Source organism: Streptomyces scabiei 87.22 (assembly GCF_000091305.1).
In the GTDB taxonomy this organism is placed as follows: domain Bacteria; phylum Actinomycetota; class Actinomycetes; order Streptomycetales; family Streptomycetaceae; genus Streptomyces; species Streptomyces scabiei.
This window is the reverse complement of the sequence record NC_013929.1, coordinates 2836623-2863055: the sequence shown is the minus strand read 5'-3', so window position 1 is coordinate 2863055 and position 26433 is coordinate 2836623. Positions and strand designations below refer to the sequence as shown.

13 protein-coding genes, 1 tRNA gene and 3 rRNA genes are annotated in these 26433 nt (G+C 67.1%); 15 read left to right on the top strand and 2 right to left on the bottom strand.

What is annotated here, in order from left to right; all coding sequences use genetic code 11:
* Positions 1–31: 31 nt before the first annotated feature.
* A complete protein-coding gene (locus SCAB_RS49010; RefSeq protein WP_267888856.1) occupies positions 32–157 on the bottom strand; it encodes a hypothetical protein in 126 nt (41 codons plus the stop codon).
* Between SCAB_RS49010 and SCAB_RS11895 the strand changes: the two genes are divergently transcribed.
* The 6 genes from SCAB_RS11895 (at position 149) to SCAB_RS11870 (ending at position 8452) form a co-directional block, all read left to right on the top strand.
* Positions 149–1834: a ribonuclease J gene (locus SCAB_RS11895; RefSeq protein WP_041669101.1), complete on the top strand. Its 1686-nt coding sequence runs from the start codon at positions 149–151 to the stop codon at positions 1832–1834. The two genes, SCAB_RS49010 and SCAB_RS11895, sit on opposite strands and share 9 nt — an antisense overlap.
* Before the next feature lie 514 nt (positions 1835–2348).
* Positions 2349–3872 (top strand): 16S ribosomal RNA (locus SCAB_RS11890).
* A gap of 305 nt (positions 3873–4177) precedes the next feature.
* A 23S ribosomal RNA gene (locus SCAB_RS11885) occupies positions 4178–7298 on the top strand.
* Positions 7299–7392: 94 nt separating this feature from the next.
* Positions 7393–7509, top strand: a 5S ribosomal RNA gene (rrf, locus tag SCAB_RS11880).
* Together the 16S, 23S and 5S rRNA genes form the textbook arrangement of a ribosomal RNA operon.
* 112 nt (positions 7510–7621) lie before the next feature.
* Positions 7622–8284 carry a DegT/DnrJ/EryC1/StrS family aminotransferase gene (locus SCAB_RS11875; RefSeq protein ID WP_013000313.1) on the top strand — a complete coding sequence of 221 codons (663 nt, stop codon included), beginning with the start codon at positions 7622–7624 and terminating at the stop codon, positions 8282–8284.
* Positions 8285–8379: 95 nt separating this feature from the next.
* A tRNA-Thr gene (locus tag SCAB_RS11870) sits at positions 8380–8452 on the top strand.
* Positions 8453–8501: 49 nt separating this feature from the next.
* Here SCAB_RS11870 and SCAB_RS11865 read toward each other — a convergent pair.
* Positions 8502–11240: a SpoIIE family protein phosphatase gene (locus SCAB_RS11865; RefSeq protein WP_013000312.1), complete on the bottom strand. Its 2739-nt coding sequence runs from the start codon at positions 11238–11240 to the stop codon at positions 8502–8504.
* 406 nt (positions 11241–11646) lie between these two features.
* On the opposite strand from SCAB_RS11865, the gene SCAB_RS11860 reads away from it, so the two are divergent.
* From SCAB_RS11860 to SCAB_RS11820, 9 genes are all read left to right on the top strand, one after another.
* Positions 11647–17133, top strand: coding sequence for a HAMP domain-containing protein (locus SCAB_RS11860; RefSeq protein ID WP_086022854.1), 5487 nt, complete (start codon positions 11647–11649; stop codon positions 17131–17133).
* Positions 17134–17430: 297 nt separating this feature from the next.
* The gene (locus SCAB_RS11855) at positions 17431–18114 is read left to right on the top strand and encodes a response regulator (RefSeq protein WP_013000310.1); all 684 of its coding nucleotides are present in this window, start codon (positions 17431–17433) and stop codon (positions 18112–18114) included.
* 232 nt (positions 18115–18346) lie between these two features.
* Positions 18347–21085 (top strand): FtsK/SpoIIIE family DNA translocase, encoded by a 2739-nt coding sequence (locus SCAB_RS11850; RefSeq protein ID WP_231884979.1) that lies wholly within the window; start codon positions 18347–18349, stop codon positions 21083–21085.
* Between the two features lie 324 nt (positions 21086–21409).
* Positions 21410–22264: a helix-turn-helix domain-containing protein gene (locus SCAB_RS11845; RefSeq protein ID WP_013000307.1), complete on the top strand. Its 855-nt coding sequence runs from the start codon at positions 21410–21412 to the stop codon at positions 22262–22264.
* Between the two features lie 122 nt (positions 22265–22386).
* Positions 22387–23868 (top strand): 30S ribosomal protein S12 methylthiotransferase RimO, encoded by a 1482-nt coding sequence (gene rimO, locus SCAB_RS11840; RefSeq protein WP_037723960.1) that lies wholly within the window; start codon positions 22387–22389, stop codon positions 23866–23868.
* A complete protein-coding gene (pgsA, locus tag SCAB_RS11835; RefSeq protein WP_013000305.1) occupies positions 23865–24611 on the top strand; it encodes a CDP-diacylglycerol--glycerol-3-phosphate 3-phosphatidyltransferase in 747 nt (248 codons plus the stop codon). The genes rimO and pgsA overlap by 4 nt, the downstream gene beginning before the upstream one ends.
* Positions 24608–25153, top strand: a complete 546-nt coding sequence (locus tag SCAB_RS11830; protein WP_013000304.1) for a CinA family protein — start codon at positions 24608–24610, stop codon at positions 25151–25153. Before pgsA ends, SCAB_RS11830 begins: the two co-directional genes overlap by 4 nt.
* Before the next feature lie 109 nt (positions 25154–25262).
* Positions 25263–25640: a helix-turn-helix domain-containing protein gene (locus tag SCAB_RS11825; RefSeq protein ID WP_005481441.1), complete on the top strand. Its 378-nt coding sequence runs from the start codon at positions 25263–25265 to the stop codon at positions 25638–25640.
* Positions 25641–25953: 313 nt separating this feature from the next.
* A complete protein-coding gene (locus SCAB_RS11820; protein ID WP_013000303.1) occupies positions 25954–26424 on the top strand; it encodes a Dps family protein in 471 nt (156 codons plus the stop codon).
* Positions 26425–26433: the final 9 nt, after the last annotated feature.

Genomic DNA, 26433 nt, shown 5'->3' with positions numbered 1-26433 from the left:
ACCGGACCCCGCACGACGTCACCACCAGACTTCACAACTGAATAGGCAGGACGACAAGCGCCTGCGTTCCCATCCACAACTGCTTCTGCACGAACGTCATGCGCGCCACGTGCCCCAGGTACGTGGCGTGCATGGTGAGGAGAGTCTTTTGAGTCATCCGCATCCTGAACTCGGCCCGCCGCCACCGCTCCCGGAGGGTGGCCTGCGGGTCACCCCGCTGGGCGGCCTCGGTGAGATCGGCCGGAACATGACCGTCTTCGAATACGGCGGCCGACTGCTCATCGTGGACTGCGGGGTGCTCTTCCCCGAGGAGGAGCAGCCCGGAATCGACCTGATCCTGCCGGACTTCTCGTCCATCAGGGACCGCCTCGACGACATCGAGGGCATCGTCCTCACGCACGGCCACGAGGACCACATCGGCGCGGTCCCGTACCTGCTGCGCGAGAAGCCCGACATCCCGCTGGTCGGCTCCAAGCTGACCCTCGCGCTCATCGAGGCCAAGCTCCAGGAGCACCGCATCCGTCCGTACACCCTTGAGGTGGTCGAGGGGAACCGCGAGCGCATCGGCCCCTTCGACTGCGAGTTCGTCGCGGTCAACCACTCCATCCCGGACGCCCTGGCCGTGGCCATCCGCACGCCCGCGGGCATGGTCGTCCACACGGGCGACTTCAAGATGGACCAGCTCCCGCTGGACAACCGTCTCACCGATCTACACGCGTTCGCGAGGCTGAGCGAGGAAGGCATCGACCTCCTCCTCTCCGACTCCACGAACGCGGAGGTGCCGGGCTTCGTTCCGCCCGAGCGCGACATCTCCAACGTGCTGCGCCAGGTCTTCGCCGGCGCCAGCAAGCGGATCATCGTGGCCAGCTTCGCCAGCCACATCCACCGCATCCAGCAGATCCTCGACGCCGCCCACGAGTACGGCCGCCGGGTCGCCTTCGTCGGGCGCTCGATGGTCCGGAACATGGGCATCGCCAGGGACCTGGGCTATCTCAAGGTCCCGCCGGGCCTGGTCGTGGACGTCAAGACGCTCGACGATCTGCCGCAGCACGAGATCGTCCTCGTCTGCACCGGGTCGCAGGGCGAACCGATGGCCGCGCTGTCCCGCATGGCCAACCGGGACCACCAGATCCGCATCGTCCAGGGCGACACGGTGATCCTGGCCTCGTCCCTGATCCCCGGCAACGAGAACGCGGTCTATCGCGTCATCAACGGCCTGACCCGCTGGGGCGCCAACGTCGTCCACAAGGGCAACGCCAAGGTCCATGTCTCCGGGCACGCGTCGGCCGGCGAGCTGCTGTACTTCTACAACATCTGCCGCCCGAAGAACCTGATGCCGGTGCACGGCGAATGGCGGCACCTGCGCGCCAACGCCGAACTGGGCGCCCTGACCGGCGTACCGCACGACCGCATCGTCATCGCGGAGGACGGCGTGGTCGTCGACCTCATCGAGGGCAAGGCCAAGATCTCCGGCAAGGTCCAGGCCGGTTACGTCTACGTGGACGGCCTCTCGGTCGGTGACGTGGGCGAGCCCGCCCTGAAGGACCGGAAGATCCTGGGCGACGAGGGCATCATCTCGGTCTTCCTCGTCCTGGACTCCTCCACCGGCAAGATCACCGGTGGCCCGCACATCCAGGCCCGCGGCTCCGGCATCGAGGACTCCGCGTTCGGCGCGGTCGTCCCGCGGATCACCGAGGTCCTGGAGCGGTCGGCCCAGGACGGGGTCGTCGAGCCCCACCAGCTGCAACAGCTCATCCGTCGGACCCTCGGCAAGTGGGTCTCCGACACCTACCGGCGCAGGCCGATGATCCTGCCTGTGGTGGTTGAGGTCTGACCCTCCGTCAGTGCCCGACCGGAGCGGGGCCCCTCGATTTGCATCGGGGCGCCCCGCTCCAGTACGTTTACGGCTCCGCCCAGGGGGGAACCCGACACAACTGCGTGTCAGGAGCCGCCCGGACCGGGTGGAAATTCCGACTCAGAACTTCTGATAAAGTCGGAACCGCCGGAAAGGGAAACGCGAAAGCGGGAACCTGGAAAGCACCGAGGAAATCGGAACCGGAAACGGTCTGATAGAGTCGGAAACGCAAGACAGCAAGACCGAAGGGAAAAGCCCGGAGGAAAGCCCGAGAGGGTGAGTACAAAGGAAGCGTCCGTTCCTTGAGAACTCAACAGCGTGCCAAAAATCAACGCCAGATATGTTGATACCCCGTCTCCAGCATCTGCTGGGACGAGGTTCCTTTGAAGTAAAACACAGCGAGGACGCTGTGAACCATCGGACTATTCCTCCGGTGGTTCCGCTCTCGTGATGTGTGCACCGACGCTTTTAATTAAGCACAGTCGGGTAAACATTCACGGAGAGTTTGATCCTGGCTCAGGACGAACGCTGGCGGCGTGCTTAACACATGCAAGTCGAACGATGAACCACTTCGGTGGGGATTAGTGGCGAACGGGTGAGTAACACGTGGGCAATCTGCCCTTCACTCTGGGACAAGCCCTGGAAACGGGGTCTAATACCGGATACGACACTCTCGGGCATCCGATGAGTGTGGAAAGCTCCGGCGGTGAAGGATGAGCCCGCGGCCTATCAGCTTGTTGGTGAGGTAACGGCTCACCAAGGCGACGACGGGTAGCCGGCCTGAGAGGGCGACCGGCCACACTGGGACTGAGACACGGCCCAGACTCCTACGGGAGGCAGCAGTGGGGAATATTGCACAATGGGCGAAAGCCTGATGCAGCGACGCCGCGTGAGGGATGACGGCCTTCGGGTTGTAAACCTCTTTCAGCAGGGAAGAAGCGAAAGTGACGGTACCTGCAGAAGAAGCGCCGGCTAACTACGTGCCAGCAGCCGCGGTAATACGTAGGGCGCGAGCGTTGTCCGGAATTATTGGGCGTAAAGAGCTCGTAGGCGGTCTGTCGCGTCGGATGTGAAAGCCCGGGGCTTAACCCCGGGTCTGCATTCGATACGGGCAGACTAGAGTGTGGTAGGGGAGATCGGAATTCCTGGTGTAGCGGTGAAATGCGCAGATATCAGGAGGAACACCGGTGGCGAAGGCGGATCTCTGGGCCATTACTGACGCTGAGGAGCGAAAGCGTGGGGAGCGAACAGGATTAGATACCCTGGTAGTCCACGCCGTAAACGGTGGGAACTAGGTGTTGGCGACATTCCACGTCGTCGGTGCCGCAGCTAACGCATTAAGTTCCCCGCCTGGGGAGTACGGCCGCAGGCTAAAACTCAAAGGAATTGACGGGGCCCGCACAGGCAGCGGAGCATGTGGCTTAATTCGACGCAACGCGAAGAACCTTACCAAGGCTTGACATACACCGGAAACGGCCAGAGATGGTCGCCCCCTTGTGGTCGGTGTACAGGTGGTGCATGGCTGTCGTCAGCTCGTGTCGTGAGATGTTGGGTTAAGTCCCGCAACGAGCGCAACCCTTGTTCTGTGTTGCCAGCATGCCCTTCGGGGTGATGGGGACTCACAGGAGACTGCCGGGGTCAACTCGGAGGAAGGTGGGGACGACGTCAAGTCATCATGCCCCTTATGTCTTGGGCTGCACACGTGCTACAATGGCAGGTACAATGAGCTGCGAAGCCGTGAGGCGGAGCGAATCTCAAAAAGCCTGTCTCAGTTCGGATTGGGGTCTGCAACTCGACCCCATGAAGTCGGAGTTGCTAGTAATCGCAGATCAGCATTGCTGCGGTGAATACGTTCCCGGGCCTTGTACACACCGCCCGTCACGTCACGAAAGTCGGTAACACCCGAAGCCGGTGGCCCAACCCGTAAGGGAGGGAGCTGTCGAAGGTGGGACTGGCGATTGGGACGAAGTCGTAACAAGGTAGCCGTACCGGAAGGTGCGGCTGGATCACCTCCTTTCTAAGGAGCATCTAGCTGCCGCAAGGCAGCCAGGGCCACAACGTCGGCGAATGTTCGACGGTGGTTGCTCATGGGTGGAACGTTGATTATTCGGCACTTTCAGTCATCTCGGGCTGCCAGTACTGCTCTTCGGAGCGTGGAACGCTGATCATGAGTGGCGAGGGTGTCGGGCACGCTGTTGGGTGTCTGAGGGTATGGCCGTATGGCTGCCTTCAGTGCCGGCCCCGGTAAAAATTCGCGTGAAGCGGGTTGTGACGGGTGGTTGGTCGTTGTTTGAGAACTGCACAGTGGACGCGAGCATCTGTGGCCAAGTTTTTAAGGGCGCACGGTGGATGCCTTGGCACCAGGAACCGATGAAGGACGTGGGAGGCCACGATAGTCCCCGGGGAGTCGTCAACCAGGCTTTGATCCGGGGGTTTCCGAATGGGGAAACCCGGCAGTCGTCATGGGCTGTCACCCTTGCCTGAACACATAGGGCAAGTGGAGGGAACGCGGGGAAGTGAAACATCTCAGTACCCGCAGGAAGAGAAAACAACCGTGATTCCGGGAGTAGTGGCGAGCGAAACCGGATGAGGCCAAACCGTATGCGTGTGAGACCCGGCAGGGGTTGCGTATACGGGGTTGTGGGATCTCTCTTTCACAGTCTGCCGGCTGTGAGACGAGTCAGAAACCGTTGATGTAGGCGAAGGACATGCGAAAGGTCCGGCGTAGAGGGTAAGACCCCCGTAGCTGAAACATCAGCGGCTCGTTTGAGAGACACCCAAGTAGCACGGGGCCCGAGAAATCCCGTGTGAATCTGGCGGGACCACCCGCTAAGCCTAAATATTCCCTGGTGACCGATAGCGGATAGTACCGTGAGGGAATGGTGAAAAGTACCGCGGGAGCGGAGTGAAATAGTACCTGAAACCGTGTGCCTACAAGCCGTGGGAGCGTCGGGCAAGCACTTGTGCTTGCCTCGTGACTGCGTGCCTTTTGAAGAATGAGCCTGCGAGTTTGCGGTGTGTTGCGAGGTTAACCCGGGTGGGGTAGCCGTAGCGAAAGCGAGTCCGAACAGGGCGTTTCAGTAGCACGCTCAAGACCCGAAGCGGAGTGATCTAGCCATGGGCAGGTTGAAGCGGAGGTAAGACTTCGTGGAGGACCGAACCCACCAGGGTTGAAAACCTGGGGGATGACCTGTGGTTAGGGGTGAAAGGCCAATCAAACTCCGTGATAGCTGGTTCTCCCCGAAATGCATTTAGGTGCAGCGTCGTGTGTTTCTTACCGGAGGTAGAGCACTGGATAGGCGATGGGCCCTACCGGGTTACTGACCTTAGCCAAACTCCGAATGCCGGTAAGTGAGAGCGCGGCAGTGAGACTGTGGGGGATAAGCTCCATGGTCGAGAGGGAAACAGCCCAGAGCATCGACTAAGGCCCCTAAGCGTACGCTAAGTGGGAAAGGATGTGGAGTCGCAGAGACAACCAGGAGGTTGGCTTAGAAGCAGCCACCCTTGAAAGAGTGCGTAATAGCTCACTGGTCTAGTGATTCCGCGCCGACAATGTAGCGGGGCTCAAGCGTACCGCCGAAGTCGTGTCATTCCAGCGTATAGGGCCAACGCCTGCTGGGATGGGTAGGGGAGCGTCGTGTGCCGGGTGAAGCCGCGCCGGAAGGCAGTGGTGGACGGTTCACGAGTGAGAATGCAGGCATGAGTAGCGATACAAACGTGAGAAACGTTTGCGCCGATTGACCAAGGGTTCCTGGGTCAAGCTGATCTGCCCAGGGTAAGTCGGGACCTAAGGCGAGGCCGACAGGCGTAGTCGATGGATAACCGGTTGATATTCCGGTACCCGCTGTGAAGCGTCAAACATCGAACCAGGCGATGCTAAGTCCGTGAAGCCGCCCCGGAGCCTTCGGGCAAAGGGGAGTGGTGGAGCCGACGAACCAGACTTGCAGTAGGTGAGTGATGGGGTGACGCAGGAAGGTAGTCCATCCCGGGCGGTGGTTGTCCCGGGGTAAGGGTGTAGGCCGTGATCTAGGTAAATCCGGATCACACAAGGCTGAGACCTGATGCCGAGCCGATTGTGGTGAAGTGGATGATCCTATGCTGTCGAGAAAAGCCTCTAGCGAGTTTCATGGCGGCCCGTACCCTAAACCGACTCAGGTGGTCAGGTAGAGAATACCGAGGCGTTCGGGTGAACTATGGTTAAGGAACTCGGCAAAATGCCCCCGTAACTTCGGGAGAAGGGGGGCCATCACCGGTGATAGCACTTGCTGCTTGAGCTGGGGGTGGCCGCAGAGACCAGCGAGAAGCGACTGTTTACTAAAAACACAGGTCCGTGCGAAGCCGTAAGGCGATGTATACGGACTGACGCCTGCCCGGTGCTGGAACGTTAAGGGGACCGGTTAGTCACTCTTCGGGGTGGCGAAGCTGAGAACTTAAGCGCCAGTAAACGGCGGTGGTAACTATAACCATCCTAAGGTAGCGAAATTCCTTGTCGGGTAAGTTCCGACCTGCACGAATGGCGTAACGACTTCTCGACTGTCTCAACCATAGGCCCGGTGAAATTGCACTACGAGTAAAGATGCTCGTTTCGCGCAGCAGGACGGAAAGACCCCGGGACCTTTACTACAGTTTGATATTGGTGTTCGGTTCGGCTTGTGTAGGATAGCTGGGAGACTGTGAAGCTCGGACGCCAGTTCGGGTGGAGTCGTCGTTGAAATACCAGTCTGGTCGTGCTGGATGTCTAACCTGGGTCCGTGATCCGGATCAGGGACAGTGTCTGATGGGTAGTTTAACTGGGGCGGTTGCCTCCCAAAGGGTAACGGAGGCGCCCAAAGGTTCCCTCAGCCTGGTTGGCAATCAGGTGGTGAGTGTAAGTGCACAAGGGAGCTTGACTGTGAGACCGACGGGTCGAGCAGGGACGAAAGTCGGGACTAGTGATCCGGCGGTGGCTTGTGGAAGCGCCGTCGCTCAACGGATAAAAGGTACCCCGGGGATAACAGGCTGATCTTCCCCAAGAGTCCATATCGACGGGATGGTTTGGCACCTCGATGTCGGCTCGTCGCATCCTGGGGCTGGAGTCGGTCCCAAGGGTTGGGCTGTTCGCCCATTAAAGCGGTACGCGAGCTGGGTTTAGAACGTCGTGAGACAGTTCGGTCCCTATCCGCTGCGCGCGCAGGAATATTGAGAAGGGCTGTCCCTAGTACGAGAGGACCGGGACGGACGAACCTCTGGTGTGCCAGTTGTTCTGCCAAGGGCATGGCTGGTTGGCTACGTTCGGGAGGGATAACCGCTGAAAGCATCTAAGCGGGAAGCCTGCTTCGAGATGAGTATTCCCACCCACTTGATGGGGTAAGGCTCCCAGTAGACGACTGGGTTGATAGGCCAGATATGGAAGCCCAGTAATGGGTGGAGTTGACTGGTACTAATAGGCCGAGGGCTTGTCCTCAGTTGCTCGCGTCCACTGTGTTGGTTCTGAAACCACGAACAACCCCATTCCCGTTTGGTCACGGGGGATGGTGCGGTTGAGTGTTTCATAGTGTTTCGGTGGTCATAGCGTGAGGGAAACGCCCGGTTACATTCCGAACCCGGAAGCTAAGCCTTACAGCGCCGATGGTACTGCAGGGGGGACCCTGTGGGAGAGTAGGACGCCGCCGAACAAATATTGAGAGCTGGTCCCCGAATTTCGGTTCGGGGACCAGCTCTTTTTTGTTGTGCGTCACTTGGAGTTCACGTTGCCCCACCAGGATCCGCAGCATGGGTACCGTTGGAATGCTCAGGGCCGCGGGTGTCGGCGCCGGTGACGAGGTCGTAGTGCCGGCGTTCGGTAATCCGGAGGTCGCGCAGGCGGTGAGTCTGGCGGGCGCCGTGCCGGTCTTCGCCGACATAGACCCGGCGACGTACTGCCTCGACGCGGCGGCCGTCGAGGCCGCGGTCACCTCGCGGACGGTCGCGGCGGTCGTCGTCCACCGCTTCGGCAGGTCGGCCGATATCGCGGCGCTGCGTCAGGTCGGGCAGCGCAACGGGCTGTTGGTGCTGGAGCAGGGCGAGTCGGAGACGCCGTACAGCGAACTGGGGGAGCGTCGGCGGCGGGCCGCGTACCTCAGTGCGAAGCTGAAGGGCGTACGGACGCCCGAAGGATGTGACGGGCACACCTTCCAGCAGTACGTCGTGAGGGTGCCCGGGAACGGGCGGCCCGACCGGGACGCGTTCGCGCGGGCCGTACGGGCCAAGGGAGTTGCGTGCGGCGTGCCGGTGAAGACACCCGTGCACCGGATGCCCGGATTCCGGCGGGACGTGTGCCTGCCCGAGACCGAGCAGGCGGCCGACGAGACGCTGGCGCTGCCGATCGGTGGCGAGATGTCGCGGCGCGAGCTGCAGAAGCTGGTGTCCGTGTGCAACGCCCTCGGCGGGCTGCTCCAACCGGCCTTCTAGGGCCGATCGGCAGCGGGCCGGGTGGTTCGAGACGGGCGCCGGTTCGGGGTATGATCTATCTCGTTGCCGCGAGGGAAACCTCGAACAGGTGACAGGCCCCTATAGCTCAGTCGGTAGAGCGTCTCCATGGTAAGGAGAAGGTCAACGGTTCGATTCCGTTTGGGGGCTCAGACGAAAGGCCCCGCCCTCTTGGGCGGGGCCTTTGTCGTACCCGGAGTCAGTCCGTCTGGAGGCCCGGGACCCGCATCGCCAGGATGGCCATGTCGTCGGAGGGCGCGTCGGAGGCGAAGCGTTCGACCGCGCGCATGACGCGGGCCGCGACCGCGCCCGCGGTGAGGCCGGTGCAGGTGGTGAGGACCTCGGCCAGGCCGTCGTCGCCCAACATGCGGGTGCCCTCGCGGCGTTCGGTGACGCCGTCCGTCACACACAGGAGCACGTCACCGGGGTCGAGGGTGACCGTCTGCTCGTACAGTTCCAGGTCCTCCATCACACCGAGGAGGGCCTGAGGTTCGGCGGCGGGCTCGACCGTGCCGTCCTGGCGCAGGCGCAGCGGGAGCGGGTGGCCGGCGCAGACCACCTTCAGGACGGCGCTGCCGTCCTCCTGGGGCCACAGCTCGCCGTACAGGAGCGTCAGGAAGCGGCTGCGGGCCCCCTCGTCGATGATGGCGGAGTTGAGGCGGTCCAGGACCGCCGGGCCGGCGTAGCCCTCGCGGGCGAGCAGGCGCAGGGCGTGGCGGGCCAGGCCGGTGACGGCGGCGGCCTCGGGGCCGGTGCCGCAGACGTCGCCGATGGCGAAGCCGTACGCGCCGTCGCGGATGGGGAAGAGGTCGTAGAAGTCACCGCCGACCTCGTTGCCCTCGCCGGCCGCGCGGTAGATGACCTCGACCTCGACGCCGTCGATCTGCGGGAGCTCGGGCGGGAGGAGGCTGCGCTGGAGGGACTGGCTGATGGCCACGCGCTCCGAGTACAGGCGGGCGTTGTCCAGGGCCAGGGCCGCGCGGCGGGAGAGATCCTCGGCCAGTTCCAGGATCTCCTGGCGGAAGTGTTCGTCGGTGGGCTTGCCGAGGGTCAGCATGCCGATGACGCGGTTGCGGGCCACGAGGGGCAGGACGACGGTCTCGCCGCCGACCGCCGAGGCGGTCGCCAGTGTCGTGCCGATGCCGGAGCTGACCGTGGCGGGCTCGCCGAGGCCGAGGCTGCGCATGGAGGTGCGCAGGGCCGCCTGGTGGGCCGCTTCGGCGGGGGCCGTCCAGACGCGGGCTCCCGGGGTCGGGATGGGCTCGGGCGGGCGGATCTTGGACAGGAGGGCCTTGAGGCCGTCGATGAGGTCCTCGTCCTCGTGCAGGACGTAACTGAGGTACGGGTCCGATGCCTGGTCGGCGATCGTGTAGACGGCGCACCAGGTGGCCAGTGTCGGGATCGTCATCTGGGCCATGAGGGCCAGGGTCTGGTCGCGGTCGAGGGTGCCCGCGAGGAGGTCGGATGCCTCGACCAGGAAGCTCAGCGAGCCGCGGCGCAGGCGTTCCAGCTCACCGAGCCGGGCGGACTCGACGGCCAGCGCGATGCGGTCGGCGGCGAACTGCAGGCGCAGGGCTTCCTCGTTGGAGTACCGGCCGTGGGACTCCGCGGCGACGCCCAGGGAGCCCGTGAGGCGGCCCTCGACCTTGAGGGGGACCGTGACGACGGAGCGCATGCCGGTGCCGTTGAGCAGGGGGACGGCTCCGGGGACGGCCATGAGGTCGTCGTGGACGGCGGGCATCCGGGCGGAGCCGTAGCGGCCGGGGCCGGCGTCCACGGGGACGCGGGCGAAGCGTTGGCGGGCGGAGGGGAGGCCGGTGGAGGCCCGGACCTCCAGCTCCGTCTCGTCGTCGGTCGCGAGGAGGAGGAAGGCCGAGTCCCCGTCGAGCATGTCGCGGGCGCGCTCGACCGTGCGCTGGAGGAGGCCGTCCAGGTCGTCGGGCGCGGGGGAGCCGATGAAGACCTCGAAGGGGTCCGTGGCCTGGCCCTCGCCGGAGCCGTCGCCGGCGGACATGCGCAGCGGAGTCTGCAGGACGGCGCGCTCGTGGTCGCGGACGAGGAGGCAGACCGTGGAGGGGTCGCCGGCGGTGTCGCGGACCCGGAGGTGGGAGGCGTAGACCGGAATCACACGGCCGCTGGCGCCGCGGATGCCGTAACTGCCTTCCCAGCGGGAGAGTTGGAGGGCCTCGGCGACGCCGGTGCTGGTGCCGGGGGTGTGCGGCCAGGCGGCGAGGTCGGTGAGGGGCTTGCCGATGACGTGGTCCGGGGCGTATCCGAAGAGTTCCTCGGCGTCCTCGTTCCAGGCGCCGATCGCGCCCGCGCGGTCGATCTGGACGACCGCGACGCGGACCCGGCCGTCGGCGAGCGGGAGCAGGTCGGGGGGCAGGGCCGGGCCGGCCGAGCGAGTGCCCACCGGGCGGTCGGGGAGGTCGAGTTGGAACCAGACCTGCTTGTGGGTGGAGGTGTACTCCACGCCCCAGCGGGAGGCCATCGCCGCGCACAGCTGCAGTCCGCGGCCGCCTTCGCGGTCCGGGCTGCCCATGTTGACGTGGCTGCCCTGGAGGGGGATCTCACGCTCGGGATATCTGTCCGCGACCTCGATGCGTACGCCGTCGTCGGCCCGCAGGCACAGGACGTCGGCGGAGGTGCCCGCGTGGACGACCGCGTTGGTGACGAGTTCGCTGGTGAGGACGACCGCGTCGTCGACGATGTCGGCGAAGCCCCAGCCCTGGAGGGTGTCGCGGACGAACGAGCGGGCGGTCGCGACGGATCGTGAGACGGCAGCGAAGCTGGCGGCCGCGCGCGCGGTGATCACAGCACTCCTTGTCCGGTTCTCGGTGTGGGGGGATCCTGGGACGGCCTCCTGCCGGGGCAGGGGCTGGTTCTCCGTCGGCCTGGGGTCCTGGGGGGTCTCCCCGGGATGCAGTCCGGTGGTCATGGTGAGGCCGCCCCTCCGATGCCTGCCCGCTCGTGCTCGTGCGCCACCGTCCAGGCCGGACGGGACCGGCATGGCTGGACAGCCGCATGCAAGGTTACTTACCTTCGCCGTCCATGCGGATGCCGGTCGTCTGTGTTTCCGTCCGGAGGTGTGCGGACCGTGTGCGAAGCTGCCGAACTGTTATGGCCTGGTTCGGCCATGGTGAAACACTGGGCAGGCTCCCAGGAGCAGGCCGGGCGGGTCCGAGTGCCTTTCCGGTGCGGCGGAGGGCGTCAGCCGGTCCGCCGGGTGTGAGTACCCGCGTACGAAGCGGTACGAGTGGTACGAGTGGTGTGAGCGATATGAAGCGTTCGAATGCGGCGTAGTACGTCCAGTAGGACCGGTCGACCCTTGCGGGAGGGACACAGTGGAGTCTGGCGCAGCGACGCGAGGCACGAAGGCGCGCGCGAAAGGCGGACCGTCCCTGAGTGAGCAGCGCAAAGCACGCAAATCGCGCAATGGGACCACCACTGTGGACACCGCTGCCCTGAACCGGCTGCTCACGGCGTTGGAAGCGATGCGGGACGGCAACTTCCGCAAGCGGCTGACGGTGTCGGGCGACGGGGTGATGTCCGAGATCGCCGCCGTGTACAACGAGGTGGCGGACCGGAACCTGCATCTGACGGGCGAGCTGTCGCGGGTGCGGCGCGTGGTGGGGCGTGAGGGCAAGCTCACCGAGCGGCTGGAGACGGGCGCCACCGAGGGGTCCTGGGCGGCCGCGATCGACGCGTCGAACGCGCTGGTCGACGACCTCGTACGGCCTGTCTCCGAAGTCAGCCGGGTGCTGTCGGCGGTCGCGGAGGGGGATCTGTCGCCCCGTATGGAGCTGCGGTCGCAGGGGCCGGACGGGACGGGGCATCCGCTGCGCGGTGAGTTCCTGAAGGTCGGACGTACGGTCAACAACCTGGTCGACCAGCTGTCGACGTTCACGGACGAGGTCACGCGCGTGGCCAGCGAGGTGGGCACCGAGGGCAAACTGGGCGGGCAGGCCAAGGTGCGGGGGATGTCCGGTTCGTGGAAGGACCTGACGGAGTCCGTCAACACCATGGCGCACCGGCTCACCGCGCAGGTGAGGGACATCGCGCTGGTGACGACCGCGGTCGCGAAGGGTGATCTGTCGCGCAAGGTCACCGTGCACGTGGCCGGCGAGATGCTGGAGCTGAAGGAGACCGTCAACACGATGGTCGACCAGCTCTCGGCGTTCTCCTCCGAGGTGACCCGGGTCGCCCGGGAGGTGGGCACCGACGGGCAGCTCGGCGGGCAGGCCGAGGTGCCGGGTGTGGCGGGTGTGTGGAAGGAACTCACCGATTCGGTGAACACCATGGCCGGCAATCTCACCGCGCAGGTGCGGGGGATCGCCCAGGTCACCACGGCGGTCGCCAACGGTGATCTGTCGCAGAAGGTCACCGTGCCCGCACGCGGTGAGGTCGCCAAGCTCGCCGAGACCATCAACCAGATGACCGAGACGCTGCGGATCTTCGCCGACGAGGTCACGCGGGTGGCGAACGAGGTGGGTGCCGAGGGCCGGCTGGGCGGTCAGGCGCAGGTGCCGGGCGCGGCGGGGACGTGGAAGGACCTCACCGACTCCGTCAACACGGTCTTCCGGAACCTCACGATCCAGGTGCGGGACATCGCGGCGGTGACCACGGCGGTCGCCGACGGCGATCTCTCGCAGAAGGTCACCGTGGACGTGGCCGGGGAGATGCTGGAGCTGAAGAACACCGTCAACGGGATGGTCGACCAGCTCTCCTCCTTCGGTGACGAGGTCACGCGGGTGGCGAACGAGGTGGGGGCCGAGGGCCGGCTGGGCGGTCAGGCGCAGGTGCCGGGCGCGGCGGGGACGTGGAAGGACCTCACCGACTCCGTCAACACGGCGTTCCGGAACCTCACCGGACAGGTGAGGAACATCGCGGCGGTGACCACGGCCGTGGCCAACGGCGACCTCTCGCAGAAGGTCACCGTCGATGTCGCGGGCGAGATGCTCGAACTGAAGAACACCGTGAACACGATGGTGGACCAGCTGTCGTCCTTCGCCGACCAGGTGACGCGGATGGCCCGGGACGTGGGCACCGAGGGGCGGCTCGGTGGTCAGGCCCGGGTTGACGGTGTGTCGGGGACGTGGAAGGAACTCACCGACTCCGTCAACTCGATGGCCGGCAACCTCACCTCGCAGGTGCGCAACATCGCGCAGGTGACGACGGCGGTGGCGCGGGGCGACCTGTCGCAGAAGATCGACGTAGACGCGCGCGGCGAGATTCTGGAACTGAAGAACACCATCAACACGATGGTCGACCAGCTCTCCTCCTTCGCCGACCAGGTGACCCGGGTGGCCCGGGACGTGGGTACGGAGGGCCGGCTCGGCGGTCAGGCGCAGGTGCCCGGGGTCGCCGGTGTGTGGCGGGACCTGACCGAGTCGGTGAACGGCATGGCCGGCAACCTGACCGGCCAGGTCCGCAACATCGCGCAGGTCGCCACGGCGGTGGCCCGCGGCGACCTGTCCCAGAAGATCACCGTGGACGCGCGCGGCGAGATCCTGGAGCTGAAGAACACGCTGAACACGATGGTGGACCAGCTGTCGTCGTTCGCGGAGGAGGTCACCCGGGTCGCCCGCGAGGTGGGTACGGAGGGCCAGCTCGGCGGTCAGGCCGAGGTGCAGGGCGTCTCCGGCACCTGGAAGGACCTCACGCAGTCGGTGAACTTCATGGCGAACAACCTGACGATCCAGGTGCGCCAGATCGCCGAGGTCACTACCGCCGTCGCCAAGGGCGACCTGTCGAAGAAGATCACCGTCGACGCCAAGGGCGAGATCCTCGAACTCGTCACCACCGTCAACACGATGGTGGACCAGCTGTCGTCCTTCGCCGAGCAGGTGACCCGGGTGGCCCGTGAGGTGGGCACCGAGGGCATCCTGGGCGGCCAGGCCCACGTGCCGGGCATCACCGGCATCTGGAAGGACCTCAGCGGCAATGTGAACCTGATGGCCAAGAACCTCACCATGCAGGTGCGGAACATCTCCCAGGTGGCGGCCGCCGTCGCCAACGGCGACCTGACCCGTACGGTGACGATCGAGGCGGCCGGCGAGGTCGCGGAGCTGGCCGACACCTTCAACAGCATGGTGAAGACGCTCAGTTCGTTCGCCGACCAGGTCACCAAGGTGGCCCGTGAGGTGGGCACGGACGGCATCCTGGGCGGCCAGGCGCACGTGCCCGGTGTGGCGGGCACGTGGAAGGACCTCACCGAGTCCGTGAACTCGATGGCCTCCAACCTCACCGGACAGGTCCGCAACATCGCGATGGTGACGACCGCCATCGCCAAGGGCGACCTGACCAAGAAGATCGACATCGATGCCCGTGGCGAGATCCTGGAGCTGAAGACGACCATCAACACGATGGTCGACCAGCTGTCGTCCTTCGCCGAGGAGGTCACCCGCGTGGCCCGCGAGGTGGGCACCGAGGGCCAGCTCGGCGGCCTCGCGCGCGTGCGGGACGTCGACGGCACCTGGCGGGACCTCACCGAGTCGGTGAACGAGATGGCCGGGAACCTGACCCGGCAGGTGCGCGCCATCGCGCGCGTGGCCACCGCGGTGACCCGGGGCGACCTGAACCTCAAGATCGACGTCGACGCGTCCGGCGAGATCAAGGAGCTGCAGGACTACATCAACAAGATGATCGCCAACCTGCGGGACACCACGATCGCCAACCAGGAGCAGGACTGGCTCAAGGGCAACCTCGCCCGGATCTCGGCGCTGATGCAGGGCCGCCGGGACCTGGACGACGTGGCCTCGCTGATCATGAGCGAGCTGACGCCGGTGGTGTCCGCGCAGCACGGCGCGTTCTTCCTCGCGCTGCCGTTCCTCGACGGCAAGGACCTGGCGCCGGACAACGACGAACAGTACGAGCTGCGCATGCTGGGCTCGTACGGCTACTCCATGGGGTCCATGCCGGCGTCGTTCCGGCCGGGTGAGGCGCTGGTGGGGACGGCCGCGAAGGAGAAGCGCACGATCCTGGTGGAGAACGCCCCGAGCGGTTATCTGAAGATCTCCTCCGGGCTGGGCGAGGCGCCCCCGGCGCAGGTCATCGTGTTGCCGGTGCTCTTCGAGGGGACCGTGCTCGGTGTGATCGAGCTGGCGTCGTTCACGCCGTTCACGCAGATCCAGAAGGACTTCCTGAACCAGATCGCGGAGATGATCGCGACCAGCGTCAACACCATCTCCGTCAACACCAAGACCGAGGTGCTGCTGAAGCAGTCGCAGGAGCTGACCGAGCAACTGCGGGAGCGGTCGGACGAGTTGGAGAACCGGCAGGAGGCCCTCCAGGCGTCCAACGCCGAGCTGGAGGAGAAGGCCGAGCTGCTGGCCCGGCAGAACCGTGACATCGAGGTCAAGAACACCGAGATCGAGGAGGCGCGGCAGGTCCTGGAGGAGCGTGCCGAGCAGCTCGCGGTCTCCATGCGCTACAAGAGCGAGTTCCTGGCGAACATGTCGCACGAGCTGCGCACTCCGCTCAACTCGCTGCTGATCCTCGCCAAGCTGCTCGCGGACAACGCCGAGTCGAACCTGACGCCCAAGCAGGTCGAGTTCGCCGAGACGATCCACGGGGCGGGCTCGGACCTGCTCCAGCTGATCAACGACATCCTGGACCTGTCGAAGGTCGAGGCGGGCAAGATGGACGTCTCGCCGACCCGTATCGCCCTCGTCCAGCTCGTCGACTACGTGGAGGCCACCTTCCGGCCGCTGACGGCGGAGAAGGGCCTCGACTTCTCCGTACGGGTCTCGCCGGAGCTGCCCGCCACGCTGCACACGGACGAACAGCGCCTGCTGCAGGTGCTGCGGAACCTGCTGTCCAACGCGGTGAAGTTCACGGACTCCGGGGCCGTGGAACTGGTCATCCGGCCGGCCGGCGCGGACGTGCCGGTGGCCATCAAGGAACAGCTGCTGGAGGCCGGTTCGCTGCGGGACGCGGACGCCGACATGATCGCGTTCTCGGTGACGGACACCGGCATCGGGATCGCGGCCAGCAAGATGCGGGTCATCTTCGAGGCGTTCAAGCAGGCGGACGGCACCACGAGCCGCAAGTACGGCGGTACGGGCCTCGGGCTGTCCATCTCGCGGGAGATCGCCCGGCTGCTGGGCGGTGAGATCCACGCACAGAGCGAGCCGGGACGCGGGTCCACGTTCACGCTGTACCTGCCGCTGCACCCGAGCGAACTGCCTCCGCAGGGCTACGCCCAGGCCGCCCCGGCCGCGCTGGAAGCGGGAGAGTTGCTGGCCTCCGAGAACGAACTGGCCGAACGCAGCGAGACACCGGCGGAGGTGAAGTCGTACCGCGAGACCCAGAACGGGGCCGCGGCGCTCTTCCGCCGGCGTCGCAGGTCCGTCCCGGCGAGCTCCGGCTCCGACCTGGTCCAGCAGGGCAACGGGCAGCCGCAGGAGCACTGGGCGCAGCAGGCGGCGGCGCAGCCGCGCCGGACCGTCCGCTTCGAGGGCGAGAAGGTGCTCATCGTCGACGACGACATCCGTAACGTCTTCGCGCTCACCAGCGTCCTGGAGCAGCACGGCCTGTCGGTGCTGTACGCCGAGAACGGCCGTGAGGGCATCGAGGTCCTGGAGCAGCACGACGATGTGACGGTCGTCCTGATGGACATCATGATGCCGGAGATGGACGGTTATGCGACGACGACGGCGATCCGCCGGATGCCGCAGTTCGCCGGGCTGCCGATCATCGCGCTGACGGCCAAGGCGATGAAGGGCGACCGGGAGAAGGCGATCGACTCGGGGGCCTCGGACTATGTGACGAAGCCCGTGGATCCGGATCATCTGCTGGGGGTCATGGAGCAGTGGATGCGAAGTGAGTGACAGGTGGTGCGGTCCGCGGTCACAATCCGTCGAAAGGCGTGCGGAGTTGCTGACTGAGTGTCGCCGAAGCCGTGTAGGAGCCCGCGATTCGGGGAACCTTCTGGTCCCCGCTTGCGTTTCTGCTACGAGCACAGTGACATCACGGTGACAGGGTGTGGCGACGGGCGGGGTGCGGCTACGATGACCGGCACAAGGACGGGTGGCGCGAGGGAGTCGTCCCCTGGGGTGACACCGACCGGTGTCGCGCCGAGTCCTGCGGACAGGGGAGGCCCCAAGCCGGGGCGAGGAGGACGGGCCATGGTGCAGAAGGCCAAGATCCTCCTGGTCGATGACCGGCCGGAGAATCTGTTGGCGCTGGAGGCCATCCTCTCCGCGCTCGATCAGACACTGGTGCGGGCATCGTCCGGGGAGGAAGCGCTCAAGGCGCTGTTGACGGACGACTTCGCGGTCATCCTGCTGGACGTCCAGATGCCGGGCATGGACGGCTTCGAGACGGCCGCGCACATCAAGCGGCGGGAACGGACCCGGGACATCCCGATCATCTTCCTCACCGCCATCAACCACGGACCGCACCACACGTTCCGCGGGTATGCGGCGGGTGCGGTCGACTACATCTCGAAACCGTTCGACCCCTGGGTGCTGCGCGCCAAGGTCTCGGTTTTCGTCGAGCTGTATATGAAGAACTGCCAGCTCAGGGAGCAGGCGGCGCTGCTGCGGCTTCAGTTGGAGGGCGGCGGCAAGGGCGCCGCGGGCGGTGCGAAGGAGCCTTCCGGCGGCATTCTCGCCGAGCTGTCCGCGCGGCTCGCGGCCGTCGAGGAGCAGGCGGAGGCGCTGTCCAAACAGCTCGACGACGACTCGGCGGACGCCGCGGCGGTCGCCACCGCGGCGCATCTCGAACGCAAACTCACCGGCCTGCGCCGGGCGCTGGACGCGTTGGAGCCGGGCACGGGCGGTCCGCCGTCGCTGCCGTCGCAGAACTGAGTGGGTTCCCGGGCATGTTCCGCCGGGGAATCCCGGGTGCGTGAACCGGTGGGTTGTCGGGCGCGGGCGGGGTCGGACAAGTGACCTCGGGCCGCGCCCGTTTCGTGCGGTCCCTGTGCGGGCCGAGGCCGTGTCACATCGCGTCAGCTTCGGGGCCCGGAGTTCGCGACACGAACGGGTGAAGCAGTGGGCACACGTGTCGGCTGTGGTCTCCACCGGTAACCTCACACCCATGGCCTCACGTCAGTCCGCAGCGAAGAAGCCGCCCGCGAAGAAGGCGGCCGCTCCGACGAAGGCTCCGGCGAAGAAGGCCCCCGCGAAGAAAGCCGCCGCCAAGAAGGCACCCGCCAAGAGGGCGGCGGCGAGGAAGACGGCCCCTCCGAAGCCGGCGCCCAGTCCCACCGGAGGCGTGTACCGCCTCGTACGCGCCGTCTGGCTCGGTGCCGCGCACGCCGTCGGCGCCGTCTTCCGCGGCATAGGGCAGGGCGCGAAGGGTCTCGACCCGGCGCACCGCAAGGACGGCGTCGCGCTCCTGCTGCTCGCCCTCAGCCTGATCGTCGCCGCCGGTACCTGGTCCAACCTGCGCGGTCCGGTCGGCGATCTCGTCGAGATGCTCGTCACCGGCGCCTTCGGACGCCTCGACCTGCTCGTGCCGATACTGCTCGCGGTCATCGCCGTGCGGTTCATTCGGCATCCCGAGAAGCCCGACGCCAACGGCCGCATCGTCATCGGGCTGTCCGCGCTCGTCATCGGCATCCTCGGCCAGGTCCACCTCGCGTGCGGCTCGCCCGCGCGCAGCGCCGGGATGCAGGCGATAAGGGACGCCGGGGGGCTCATCGGCTGGGGCACGGCCACCCCGCTGACCTACACCATGGGCGAGGCCCTGGCCGTGGCCATGCTCGTGCTGCTCACCGTCTTCGGACTGCTCGTCGTCACGGCGACACCGGTCAACGCGATCCCGCAGCGGCTGCGGCTGCTCGGGCAGAAGCTGGGCATCATCGCCGACGACGAGGACGATGTCGCCGAGTACGGCGAGGACGACGCCCGCTACGACGAGCAGTGGCGTGACGCGCTGCCCGCACGCCCCCGCGGGCGCGGCGCCGCCCCCGATCCGTACGACCCCGACGGCGCCGAGCAGGAGGCCCTCACCCGGCGTCGCCCGAGGCGTTCCGCGGTACGGCAGCCGGACCCGAACCGGCCGATGGACGCCGTGGACGTCGCGGCGGCGGCCGCCGCCGCGCTCGACGGGGCGGTGCTGCACGGAATGCCGCCCTCGCCGGTCGTCGCGGACCTCACCCAGGGCGTGAGCGTCGGCGACCGGGAGGAGACCACGCCCGTCCCGGCAGCGCGCAGCAAGCCGGCCAAGGAGGCACCCCCCGCCACCAGGCCGCCCAAGGGCGCCCGGCAGGACGCCCTGGTGCCGGACCTGACCAAGAAGGCCCCGGACGAGCCCCGCGAGCTGCCGGCGCGCGCCGAGCAGCTGCAGCTCTCCGGCGACATCACCTACTCCCTGCCCTCGCTCGACCTCCTGGAGCGGGGCGGCCCCGGAAAGACCCGCAGCGCCGCCAACGACGCCATAGTGGCCTCCCTGTCGAACGTGTTCTCGGAGTTCAAGGTCGACGCCGCCGTCACCGGCTTCACCCGCGGCCCGACGGTCACCCGGTACGAGGTCGAGCTGGGCCCGGCGGTGAAGGTCGAGCGGATCACCGCGCTGACCAAGAACATCGCCTACGCCGTCGCCAGCCCGGACGTGCGGATCATCAGCCCGATCCCCGGCAAGTCGGCCGTCGGCATCGAGATCCCCAACACCGACCGCGAGATGGTCAACCTGGGCGACGTCCTGCGTCTCGCGGACGCGGCCGAGGACGACCATCCGATGCTGGTCGCGCTCGGCAAGGACGTCGAGGGCGGCTATGTGATGGCCAACCTGGCGAAGATGCCGCACGTGCTCGTCGCGGGCGCGACCGGCTCCGGCAAGTCGTCGTGCATCAACTGCCTGATCACCTCGGTCATGGTCCGCGCGACCCCCGAGGACGTCCGCATGGTCCTCGTCGACCCCAAGCGCGTGGAACTGACGGCGTACGAGGGGATCCCGCACCTCATCACGCCGATCATCACCAACCCCAAGCGGGCCGCCGAGGCACTGCAGTGGGTCGTGCGCGAGATGGACCTGCGCTACGACGATCTGGCCGCGTTCGGCTACCGGCACATCGACGACTTCAACGAGGCCATCCGCAACGGCAAGGTCAAGCTGCCCGAGGGCAGCGAGCGGGAGCTGTCGCCGTACCCGTACCTGCTGGTGATCGTGGACGAGCTGGCCGACCTGATGATGGTCGCGCCGCGCGACGTCGAGGACGCGATCGTGCGGATCACGCAGCTGGCGCGTGCGGCCGGCATCCACCTGGTGCTCGCCACACAGCGGCCGTCGGTGGACGTCGTCACCGGTCTGATCAAGGCGAACGTGCCCTCCCGGCTCGCCTTCGCCACCTCCTCGCTCGCCGACTCCCGCGTCATCCTCGACCAGCCCGGTGCCGAGAAGCTGATCGGCAAGGGCGACGGGCTGTTCCTGCCGATGGGGGCGAACAAGCCGACCCGTATGCAGGGCGCGTTCGTGACCGAGGACGAGGTCGCGGCGATCGTGCAGCACTGCAAGGACCAGATGGCGCCGGTCTTCCGGGACGACGTCACCGTGGGCACCAAGCAGAAGAAGGAGATCGACGAGGAGATCGGCGACGACCTCGACCTGTTGTGCCAGGCGGCCGAGCTGGTCGTCTCCACCCAGTTCGGCTCGACCTCGATGCTCCAGCGCAAACTGCGCGTCGGCTTCGCCAAGGCCGGACGGCTCATGGACCTCATGGAGTCGCGGGGCATCGTGGGGCCGAGCGAAGGCTCCAAGGCACGTGACGTTCTTGTGAAACCCGACGAGCTGGACGGAGTGCTGGCCGTGATCCGGGGGGAGACTGAGGCGTAGGGGCCGCGGGCGGGACCGCGGAGGGGCGCGAGAAGGGCGCACGGCAGAAAGAAACCGGTTGTCCGGCGGGCTGAACGCGGATGCGACTACGGCATCCGGGTATTCGAACGTGACTCACCCGTAAGGAAATGGTGAGCAACCGTTTCCCTTCGGCGTACGTCAAGTTGGACGAGGGGACAGCCCCGTGCCCCACCCTCACCACCAGCAGGATGACCGGCCATTCTGATGGCGTACAAAGTCCCACCGCCCGGTTGCCCCACCCTTTCGTACCCCCCCTAGACTGAACCTCCAGCACAGGTGGCTACACGCTCGAAAGGCGCCCCCGTGTCCATCGGCAACTCCCCTGACGGCAACTTCCCCGAAGACGAGCGTCCGTTCGAAGACGACCGTGACGAACGCCCCTCGATCGGTCGTGCCCTCCAGCAGGCACGCATCGCGGCCGGGCTGACCGTCGACGACGTCAGCAACGCCACCCGGGTCCGCATCGCCATCGTGCACGCGATCGAGCAGGACGACTTCGCCCCCTGCGGTGGCGACGTCTACGCGCGCGGTCACCTCCGCACCCTCGCGCGTGCGGTGCGCACCGACCCCGCCCCGCTGCTCGAACAGTACGACGAGGCCCACGGCGGACGGCCCGCGCCGACGCCCGCGGCCCCCTTGTTCGAGGCGGAACGGATCCGGCCCGAGCGGCGCGGCCCCAACTGGACCGCCGCCATGGTCGCCGCGATCGTCGCGGTGATCGGCTTCGTCGGCTTCACCGCCTTCGACCGCGGGGACGACGACGGCTCCTCCGCCCGGGTCGCCGAGGGCTCCACGCCCACGACCAGCAAGCCCGCCCCGTCCAAGCCCAAGACCGACAAGCCCGACGCCGACCCCAAGGCCGACCCGACCGACAGCGCCATCGCGGCAGCGCCCCGCGACAAGGTGACCGTGCGGGTCAGCGCCTCCGACGGGCGCAGCTGGATCTCCGCCAAGGACCACAACGGCCGGCTCCTGTGGGACGGCCTCCTCAAGCAGGGCGAGTCCAAGACCTTCCAGGACGGGTCCAAGATCGACCTCGTCCTCGGCGACGCCGGCGCCGTCCAGCTCTACGTCAACGGCAAGAAGATCCAGGACGACTTCCGGCCCGGCCAGGTCGAACGACTGACGTACACGAAGGGCGACCCCGAGGTCGGCTGAGCGCCCGCCGGGTCCGGGCCACGCACCTCCGGACGCTGCGAAGAACGTGAGGGACGGGGTTGGCCAAGATCGGCCAACCCCGTCGACGTGGGCCGTCACTGGGACGAAGTAGTCTTGAGCCCATGCCTGAACGCCGTACCGTCGCACTCGTCACTCTTGGCTGCGCCCGTAACGAGGTGGACTCGGAGGAGCTCGCAGGCCGCTTGGAGGCGGACGGCTGGGAGCTCGTCGAGGACGCCGAGGAAGCGGACGTCGCCGTCGTCAACACCTGTGGCTTCGTCGAAGCCGCCAAGAAGGACTCCGTCGACGCGCTCCTGGAGGCCAACGACCTCAAGGGCCACGGCAGAACCCAGGCCGTCGTGGCGGTCGGCTGCATGGCCGAGCGGTACGGCAAGGAGCTGGCCGAGGCGCTGCCCGAGGCCGACGGCGTGCTCGGCTTCGACGACTACGCGGACATCTCCGACCGCCTCCAGACCATCCTGAACGGCGGCATCCACGCCTCGCACACCCCGCGGGACCGCCGCAAGCTGTTGCCGATCAGCCCGGCCCAGCGCCAGGAGTCGGCGGCCGAGGTCGCGCTCCCGGGCCACGCCCCGGTCGATCTTCCGGAAGGGCTCGCTCCGGCTTCCGGGCCGCGTTCGCCGCTGCGCCGCCGCCTGGACGGCTCGCCCGTGGCCTCCGTGAAGCTCGCCTCCGGCTGCGACCGCCGCTGCTCCTTCTGCGCCATCCCCTCCTTCCGCGGCTCCTTCATCTCCCGCCGCCCCTCCGACGTCCTGAACGAGACCCGCTGGCTGGCCGAGCAGGGCGTCAAGGAGGTCATGCTGGTCTCCGAGAACAACACCTCGTACGGCAAGGACCTGGGCGACATCCGGCTGCTGGAGTCCCTGCTGCCCGAGCTGGCCGAGGTCGACGGCATCGAGCGGGTGCGCGTCAGCTACCTCCAGCCCGCCGAGATGCGGCCCGGCCTCATCGACGTGCTCACCTCCACACCCAAGGTCGTGCCCTACTTCGACCTCTCCTTCCAGCACTCCGCCCCGGCCGTGCTGCGCTCCATGCGCCGCTTCGGCGACACCGACCGCTTCCTGGAACTGCTCGACACCATCCGCGGCAAGGCACCCGAAGCCGGCGTGCGGTCCAACTTCATCGTCGGCTTCCCCGGCGAGAGCGAGGACGACCTCGCCGAGCTGGAGCGCTTCCTGAACGGCGCGAGACTGGACGCGATCGGTGTCTTCGGCTACTCCGACGAGGACGGCACGGAAGCGGCGACGTACGAGAACAAGCTGCCCGAGGACGTCGTGGCCGAGCGGCTCGCACGGGTCTCGCGGCTGGCCGAGGAACTGGTCTCGCAGCGTGCCGAGGAGCGCGTCGGACAGACCGTGCGCGTGCTGGTCGAGTCCGTCGACGGCGAGGAGGGCGCGTACGGCCGGGCCGCCCACCAGGCACCCGAGACCGACGGTCAGGTGCTCTTCACGAGCGGCGAGGAACTGAGCGTCGGCCTTATGGTCGAGGCGAAGGTGGTCGGCACGGAAGGCGTCGATCTGGTGGCCGAGGTGCTTCCGGGCTCGCACGGCTCCCACGCGTGTACTGAGGAGGCGGCCAGATGACGGGAGTCCCGGCATCCGCGGCGGGCGGCACCTCCGGCGCCAAGGGCACGACGAGCGCCCCGGGCGTTCCCGGCGCCCCGGGCGCCGCCGCCTCCAGTGATGCCGGGGAGGCGCGGGCCGTGCGTGGCGGGAAGCTGGGAGCCGCCGCCGTCAACCAGGCCAGCCTCTGGAACATCGCGAACATCCTGACCATGGTCCGCCTGGTCCTCGTGCCGGGCTTCGTCGTGCTGATGCTCATGGACGGCGGATACGACCCGGTCTGGCGGGCCTGGGCGTGGGCCGCCTTCGCCGTCGCCATGATCACCGACGTCTTCGACGGCCATCTGGCCCGGACCTACGACCTCGTCACCGACTTCGGCAAGATCGCCGACCCCATCGCCGACAAGGCGATCATGGGGGCCGCGCTGATCTGTCTGTCCTACCTCGGTGACCTGCCGTGGTGGGTGACCGGCGTCATCCTCGGCCGCGAACTCGGGATCACACTGCTGCGCTTCGTCGTCATCCGGTACGGAGTCATCCCGGCGAGCCGCGGCGGCAAGCTGAAGACCCTGACCCAGGGCATCGCCGTCGGGATGTACGTCCTGGTACTGGAGGGTCCGCTGGCCACTCTGCGGTGGTGGGTGATGGCCGCGGCCGTCATTCTGACAGTGGTCACCGGAATCGACTATGTGAGACAGGCCATTGTGCTGCGCCGACAGGGAACCGCCGAACGCCGAGCCTCGGCGGAGGGAGCGGAACATTGACGTCCACGGCCGCCGAAGTGCTGCGACTACTGACGGTGAGGGGTGAGACGCTCGCCGTCGCCGAGTCGCTGACCGGTGGTCTGGTCGCGGCCGCGCTCACCGCGGCCCCCGGCTCCTCCCAGGCGTTCCGTGGCTCCGTCACCGCATACGCCACGCAGCTCAAGCACCAGTTGCTCGATGTCGACGCCACCCTCCTGGAGCAGCGGGGGGCGGTGGATCCGCAGGTCGCGGCCCAGATGGCCGAGGGTGTCCGTAAGGCGCTCGGCGCCGACTGGGGAATTTCGACCACCGGAGTGGCGGGTCCCGAACCGCAGGACGGCCAAGCCGTCGGCACCGTCTACGTGGCCGTCACCGGGCCGTCCGCCTCCGATTCCGGCGTATCACGTGGCGGGAAAGTGTCGTCGTTGCGGTTGAACGGCGGCCGGGCGGAAATCCGTATGGAGAGTGTACGGAGCGTACTCGCACTGCTTCTCGAGGAGCTTGCGGGCGAACAGACCGGAAATGAGCGGGCACAGGATACGGAACAGAACGGGGGGACCTGATGTTTGCAGCCCTGAGTGAACACAACAGCGCTCCCCGCACGGCCGCAGCGCAAGGCGGTACGGTGGGGCGTGAAGGATGCGGCTACGCGGTCCGAGGAGGGAGCCACCGATGATTCTGCTCCGTCGCCTGCTGGGTGACGTGCTGCGTCGGCAGCGCCAGCGCCAGGGCCGTACTCTGCGCGAAGTCTCCTCGTCCGCCCGAGTCTCACTCGGCTATCTCTCCGAGGTGGAGCGGGGGCAGAAGGAGGCGTCCTCCGAGCTGCTCTCCGCCATTTGCGACGCGTTGGACGTACGGATGTCCGAGCTCATGCGGGAAGTGAGTGACGAGCTCGCCCTTGCCGAGCTGGCCCAGTCCGCAGCGGCCACCGAGCCGGTGCCAGCACCAGTGCGTCGACCGATGCTCAACTCCGTCTCGGTGGCCGGTGTGCCGCCGGAGCGGGTCACGATCAAGGCACCCGCCGAAGCGGTGGACGTCGTCGCGGCCTGACCTGCCGCGAAGGTGTGCGTGCTGTGAGGCGCGTGCCGGTGAAGCAGTGAAAGAAGCGCAGTGGAGCCCCGGTCGGGGCCTCCAGGGAGACCTGGGGGCGCCGGCCGGGGCTTTCGCGTCACCCCTGCCGCGGGATCGAGGCCGAGGCAGGGAGCGGGGCCGGGGCCCGGATCGGGGGCCGGTGGCGTCCCGTTTGCCGGGGTGGTGGTGTGCGGTCATGGTGGAGAGGCGGAACGGGGACCTGCGCGCGACGCGTACACATGTGCGGGCGCACGGGGTCGTACGGTCGTCTCAAGAATCCGGAGCTGCGCTGATGTACGTGGTGAAGAGCCCGCTGTCCGAGGCCGACCTCAGGACCGTCTCCGAGGCGCTGCAGGGCGCCCTCGTCGATCTCGTCGACCTCTCCCTGGTGGCCAAGCAGATCCACTGGAACGTGGTCGGGCCGCGCTTCCGCTCGGTCCATCTCCAGCTCGACGAGGTCGTGGACACCGCACGGCTGCACTCCGACACGGTCGCCGAACGGGCCTCCACCCTGGGTGTCCCGCCGGACGGGCGGGCCGGGACGGTGGCCGGGAGCAGCGGCATCGGCACGGTCCCGGACGGCTGGGTCAAGGACGCGGACGCGGTGGGCACCCTGGTGGAGGCGCTCGGCGCGGTGATCACCCGCATGCGGACGCGGGTGGAGAGCACCGCGGAGGCGGATCCCGTGAGCCAGGACATCTTCATCCAGATCACGGCCGATCTTGAGAAGCACCACTGGATGTTCCAGGCGGAGAACGGTTAGCGCGACGTC

Excerpts from the sequence above, each read along its gene's own strand:
- SCAB_RS11820 (WP_013000303.1), top strand. The coding sequence starts at position 25,954 with ATGTACGTGGTGAAGAGCCCGCTGTCCGAGGCCGACCTCAGGACCGTC.
- pgsA (WP_013000305.1), top strand. The coding sequence starts at position 23,865 with ATGACGGGAGTCCCGGCATCCGCGGCGGGCGGCACCTCCGGCGCCAAG.
- SCAB_RS11875 (WP_013000313.1), top strand. The coding sequence starts at position 7,622 with ATGCTCAGGGCCGCGGGTGTCGGCGCCGGTGACGAGGTCGTAGTGCCG.
- SCAB_RS49010 (WP_267888856.1), bottom strand. The coding sequence starts at position 157 with ATGACTCAAAAGACTCTCCTCACCATGCACGCCACGTACCTGGGGCAC.
- SCAB_RS11825 (WP_005481441.1), top strand. The coding sequence starts at position 25,263 with ATGATTCTGCTCCGTCGCCTGCTGGGTGACGTGCTGCGTCGGCAGCGC.
- SCAB_RS11850 (WP_231884979.1), top strand. The coding sequence starts at position 18,347 with ATGGCCTCACGTCAGTCCGCAGCGAAGAAGCCGCCCGCGAAGAAGGCG.
- rimO (WP_037723960.1), top strand. The coding sequence starts at position 22,387 with ATGCCTGAACGCCGTACCGTCGCACTCGTCACTCTTGGCTGCGCCCGT.
- SCAB_RS11865 (WP_013000312.1), bottom strand. The coding sequence starts at position 11,240 with ATGACCACCGGACTGCATCCCGGGGAGACCCCCCAGGACCCCAGGCCG.
- SCAB_RS11855 (WP_013000310.1), top strand. The coding sequence starts at position 17,431 with ATGGTGCAGAAGGCCAAGATCCTCCTGGTCGATGACCGGCCGGAGAAT.